Below are 5,715 nucleotides of genomic sequence, written 5' to 3'. Positions count from 1 at the left end.
CCGCGAAACCGTTCGTCATGAACAGCATCCATGGAAAAATTTGATATTGTAAGGAAACAGGCTTGGCTGCAACCGCGGCGAAGCCTGTTTCTGTAATGAAACACCAGGTTTACTACGAGGGGCGGTTGATATGATTCGCCATTTATTATAAAATTGTGATAATCATTGAGAATCAATTTAGACTCATTACAAATTGATAATAATGATTGATTGAAATCGGGGAGCGCGTCCCTGTTGAAATAGACTTTCTGATTTCGGCAAAACATTTAACGGAGGGAAAAACGAATATGGCTACTAATTTCACCATTGAAGGACTTAAAGCGACAATCGAGGGCAAGGAAATCCTGAAAGGCATCAACCTGGAAATGAAGGGCGGAGAAATCCACGCCATCATGGGACCTAACGGTACCGGTAAAAGTACACTTGCTTCCGCTTTGATGGGACATCCTAAATACGAAGTAACGGACGGCAGCGTAACCCTGAACGGCGAAGACGTTCTGGAAATGGGCGTTGACGAGCGTGCGCGGGCCGGCCTGTTCCTGGCTATGCAGTACCCGAGCGAAATTACGGGCGTGACCAATTCCGACTTCCTTCGCAGTGCCATCAATGCACGCCGTGAAGAGGGCAATGAAATTTCGCTGATTCGTTTCATCCGTCAAATGGAAGCGAAGATGAAAGAACTCGATATGAACCCTGAGTTTGCCCATCGTTATTTGAACGAAGGCTTCTCCGGCGGTGAGAAGAAGCGTAACGAAATTTTGCAAATGATGATGATCGAACCAAACATCGTCATCCTGGACGAAATTGACTCCGGTCTGGATATCGACGCTTTGAAAATTGTTGCCAGCGGTGTAAACGCGATGCGCAGCGACGACCGCGGTTTCTTGATTATTACCCACTATCAGCGCCTGCTTAACTATGTGAAGCCTGATTTTGTACATGTTATGATGCAGGGCCGTATCGTGAAATCCGGTGGTCCTGAACTGGCGGAGCGCCTGGAAGCGGAAGGTTACGATTGGGTGAAGGAAGAGCTCGGCATCGAAGACGAAACTGTAGGTCAAGAAGCGTAAAGATAACGGAAGGAGGAGAACGAAGATGACAACACAAACCATTCTTCCGGTTAACGCTGAAGGCCTGAGCGCGCTGTCGAAGGGCAGCAACGAGCCGGCCTGGCTCACGGAAAATCGTCTGAAAGCATTGGAACTCGCGGCAACCCTCGAGCTGCCGAAACTCGAAAAAACGAGAATCGAACGCTGGGACATTCAAAACTACGGAAGCTTCAAATCGGTAAGCCCGATTGCATCCCTGGCTGAAGCTCCTGAATCGATTCGGGAACTGATCAAGGACCAGGAAGCGGGCAACCTGATTATCCAGCGCAATTCCGGAACCGTGTATACGAAGCTGTCCCCTGAGCTGGCTGCTCAAGGCGTCATTTTCACCGATCTGGCGACGGCGGTGAAGGAGCACGAGGATCTCGTTAAGGCTCACCTTCATACGGCTGTTACAGCGGATGAGAGCTCCGTAGCCGCACTGCATGCCGCATTGTGGAACGGCGGGGTGTTCCTGTATGTTCCAAAAAATGTGGAGGTATCCGTACCGCTGCAGGCCGTTCTGTTGACAGACGACGAGGAAGCGACCTTTGCCCCTCATATTCTGGTCATTGCCGATACGAACAGTTCTGTAACCTATGTAGATAACTATGTATCGGGTACATCCGGTAAACCGGTCACTCATAACGGCGCCGTTGAGGTATTCGCTAAATCGGGAGCGAAGGTCCGGTTTGCGACCATTCATCAAATGGGCACGAACGTGACGGACATCAGCTACCGCCGTGCTGTGATCGAGAACGACGCGTCCATGGAATGGATCGTCGGCGAAATGAACAGCGGTGATACCGCCAGCGATACTTACTCGATTCTGAAAGGAAACGGATCGACGTCCGATTCCAAGATCATCGCCGTAGGCTCCGGTTCTCAGAAGCTGAACTACACGACTCGTGCGAACCACTTCGGCAAGAGCTCCGAGAGCCAAATGATTACCCGTGCGGTCATGCGTGAAGAAGCACAGGCCATCATCAACGGCATCACCAAGATCGAGAAGGGCGCGACCAAATCTGACGGACAGCAAACGGAGAAAGTGCTGATGCTGAGTCCGAAAGCACGCGGTGACGCCAACCCGATCCTGCTGATCGACGAGGACGACGTTAAGGCAGGTCATGCTGCATCCGTCGGCCAGGTCAACCCTGAACAAATTTACTACCTGATGTCCCGCGGGATTTCCCGCGAGGTTGCCGAATCCCTGATCATCTATGGATTCCTGGCACCGGTCGTATCTCAGATTCCGCTTGAAGGCCTGCGCACGCAGCTTCAATCGGTCATCGAAGGGAAGTTGGGACAATGAACCGCGACATTCTCGAGCAGTTTCCCATCCTGAATCAGGAAATAAACGGCCACCCGTTGGTATATCTTGATAATGCGGCGACTTCCCAGAAACCGCTCGCTGTGATCGAGGCTGTCAAACGCTATTACGAGCATGACAACGCCAACGTGCACCGCGGGGTGCATACGCTTGGAAGCCGTGCAACGGATGCTTATGAAGGCGCGCGCGAGAAGGTAGCTAAGTTCATTAATGCGAAGAGCACGAAGGAAATTATTTTTACGCGGGGAACGACGACAGCCCTGAACCTGGTGGCTTCCTCATTCGGGCGCTCGATTTGCCAGGAAGGCGATGAAATCGTCCTGACCCCGCTGGAACATCACAGTAATCTAATTCCTTGGCAGCAGGTGGCAAAAGCCACCGGCGCCACGTTGAAATATGTTAAACTACAAGAAGACGGTTCAGTCACCTTGGCCGAAGTCGAGAAAGTCGTCACCGAGAAAACCAAGATCATCGCGATGGGCTATGTGTCCAACGTCATGGGCGTGGTTAACCCGGTGAAGGAAGTTGCCGAGCTGGCGCATCGCCACGGCGCGTATATGGTCGTGGACGGCGCCCAGAGCACGCCTCACATGAAGATCGATGTTCAGGATCTGGATTGCGACTTCTACGCATTCTCCGGCCACAAGATGTGCGGTCCTACCGGCATCGGTGTACTGTACGGCAAAAAGGCGCTGCTCGAATCCATGGAACCGGTGGAATTCGGCGGTGAAATGATTGACGATGTCGGACTATACGATTCTTCCTGGAAGGAGCTGCCCTGGAAGTTTGAAGGGGGCACCCCGATTATCGCCGGAGCGGTTGGGCTTGCTGCAGCCATCGATTTTCTCGAGGAAATCGGCATGGACCAAATCGAGGAGCATGAGCAGAAGCTCGCGAAGTATGCGATCGAGCGGTTATCGGAAATTGAAGGCCTGAAGCTTTATGGTCCGCGTGTACGTAAAGTGGGCTTGGTCACCTTCAATTTGGGAGATGTGCATCCGCATGATGTGGCTACGGTTCTGGATGCCAGCGGGGTTGCGATCCGCGCAGGCCATCACTGCTGTCAGCCTCTCATGCGTTGGCTTGAGGCCAGTGCCACCGCCCGTGCAAGCTTTTATCTATACAATACCGAACAAGATGTAGATCGTCTGATCAGCGCCTTAATCCAGACAAAGGAGTATTTTGGATGATGGAACTTGACGACTTGTACCGGCGTGTCATAATGGATCATTATAAAAACCCCCGCAATCGGGGCAAATTTGAAAATGAAGCCGTGACGGTGGATCTGAACAACCCGACCTGCGGCGACAAAATTTCGCTTCAGCTTATTGTCGATAACGGCATGGTCAAAGATGCCAGATACACAGGCGAGGGTTGCTCCATCAGCATGTCCTCCGCCTCGATGATGACCGAAGCGGTCAAAGGCAAGACGCTTGAGGAAGCGAAGGAAATGGCTTCACGCTTTTCGTCGCTGATGCAGGGTGAGGACGTTCATTTTTGACGATTACGAAGATATCGAAGCCCTGTCCGGAGTTAACAAGTTCCCGGCCCGCATTAAATGCGCAACGCTCGCTTGGAATGCACTGCGGAAAGGTATTGACGAGGAACGCATTAACCACTAACGATAGGGAGGCTGAATACTCATGGCCAAAAAAGCGCCTGAAATAGAAGAGTATAAATACGGATTCCGCGACGAACCGAGCCGGAATGGATGCTTGAATTCCGTCTGAAATCATTGGAGCAGTTCGNGAAATGCCAATGCCTCGCTGGGCGGCGACCTGGATGAACTGGACTTCAACGATATCCAGTACTACGTAAGACCTTCCGAGAAGCAAGGAAAGACGTGGGAAGAAGTACCGGCTGAGATCAAAGAAACCTTTGACAAGCTGGGTATTCCGGAAGCCGAGCAGAAATTCCTGGCCGGTGTATCCGCCCAGTATGAATCCGAAGTTGTGTATCACAACATGCAGAAAGACCTGGAAGACCAAGGGGTTATCTTCATGGATACCGACACGGCGCTGAAAGAGCATCCTGAAATTTTCAGAGAGCACTTTGCGACTGTCGTTCCTCCTACCGATAACAAATTTGCTGCACTGAACAGTGCGGTATGGTCCGGCGGAAGCTTCATTTACGTTCCAAAAGGCGTTAAATGTGAAATTCCGCTGCAGGCTTACTTTCGGATCAATTCCGAGAACATGGGCCAATTCGAACGTACGCTGATCATTGCGGACGAAGACAGCTTCGTGCATTATGTCGAAGGCTGTACCGCTCCAATCTACAGCACGAACTCGCTGCACAGTGCGGTTGTTGAGATCATCTGTAAGAAAAACGCACGCGTACGTTACACGACGATCCAAAACTGGGCGCCGAACATCTACAACCTCGTTACCAAACGGGCGGTAGCTGAAGAGAACGCCACGATGGAATGGGTAGACGGCAACATCGGCTCCAAACTGACGATGAAATATCCGGCAGTGCTGCTGAAAGGACGCGGCGCGAAAGGCATGGTGCTGTCCATTGCGGTTGCAGGCAAAGGCCAGCATCAGGATGCAGGCGCCAAGATGATCCACTTGGCTCCGGATACGACGTCCACGATCGTATCGAAGTCGATCAGTAAGCACGGCGGCAAGGTCACCTACCGCGGTCTCGCTTCCTTCGGCCGCAACGCGGAAGGCGCGAAAGCCAACATCAAGTGCGATACGCTGATCCTGGATAACGAGTCCACTTCGGATACGATTCCGTACAACGAGATCAAGAACGACAACATCGTTCTGGAGCACGAAGCGACGGTATCCAAGGTATCGGAAGATCAGCTCTTCTACTTGATGAGCCGCGGACTCACCGAAGCCGAGGCGACGCAAATGATCGTTATGGGCTTCATCGAGCCGTTCACGAAGGAGCTCCCAATGGAATATGCGGTCGAAATGAACCGCTTGATCAAATTCGAGATGGAAGGCTCCATCGGTTAATAGAAAGCAAACAAAGCGTGTACTGCGCAGCCGTTACGGCGGCTTCGCGGGCACGCTTTTTTATTAGATATAAGAAAGCCACATTCAAAAAGAAGCCCTCAGTTGAGGGCTTCTTTTGCATTGAACGGGTTACATATAAATTTGATCGATGGCAATATTCCGATCAGAGGACAGATCGATGAACCGGTCCTCGGTCTTCACAAGCGGACGGAAGAAATCCGCCGGATTGGTCATGATAATGGTGCCGGTTTCCCCGGAAGTCAGGGTGACCCGTTTGCCGATAAAGTTCGGAAGCATATGGCTGATAAACGCCTGAGTTGCCCGGGGG

The 5,715-nt window shown here is 51.8% G+C and carries 3 protein-coding genes and 3 pseudogenes; 5 read left to right on the top strand and 1 reads right to left on the bottom strand.

The genetic code is table 11. The features are described from left to right. Nucleotides 1-287 precede the first annotated feature (287 nt). The 5 genes and pseudogenes from sufC (at nt 288) to sufB (ending at nt 5,387) form a co-directional block, all read left to right on the top strand. Nucleotides 288-1,070 (top strand): Fe-S cluster assembly ATPase SufC, encoded by a 783-nt coding sequence (gene sufC, locus CPT76_RS02100; protein WP_105441768.1) that lies wholly within the window; start codon nt 288-290, stop codon nt 1,068-1,070. A gap of 25 nt (nt 1,071-1,095) precedes the next feature. After that, nucleotides 1,096-2,400 carry a Fe-S cluster assembly protein SufD gene (gene sufD, locus CPT76_RS02095; RefSeq protein ID WP_076170498.1) on the top strand — a complete coding sequence of 435 codons (1,305 nt, stop codon included), beginning with the start codon at nt 1,096-1,098 and terminating at the stop codon, nt 2,398-2,400. Beyond that, nucleotides 2,397-3,608, top strand: coding sequence for a cysteine desulfurase (locus CPT76_RS02090; RefSeq protein ID WP_076170497.1), 1,212 nt, complete (start codon nt 2,397-2,399; stop codon nt 3,606-3,608). Before sufD ends, CPT76_RS02090 begins: the two co-directional genes overlap by 4 nt. Continuing rightward, nucleotides 3,608-4,040 (top strand): annotated as a pseudogene (gene sufU / locus CPT76_RS02085) (Fe-S cluster assembly sulfur transfer protein SufU). Before CPT76_RS02090 ends, sufU begins: the two are co-directional and overlap by 1 nt. Nucleotides 4,041-4,061: 21 nt before the next feature. Next, nucleotides 4,062-5,387 (top strand): annotated as a pseudogene (sufB, locus tag CPT76_RS02080) (Fe-S cluster assembly protein SufB). Between the two features lie 129 nt (nt 5,388-5,516). Here the strand turns inward: sufB and CPT76_RS36960 are convergent. Then, nucleotides 5,517-5,715 (bottom strand): annotated as a pseudogene (locus CPT76_RS36960) (HD family phosphohydrolase); the annotation flags it as partial.

The sequence above is a fragment of the Paenibacillus sp. AR247 genome, from assembly GCF_002968895.1.
Classification (GTDB): domain Bacteria; phylum Bacillota; class Bacilli; order Paenibacillales; family Paenibacillaceae; genus Paenibacillus_AQ; species Paenibacillus_AQ favisporus.
The sequence above is the reverse complement of the archived record's forward strand: the minus strand, read 5'-3'. Positions and strand labels throughout refer to the sequence as shown.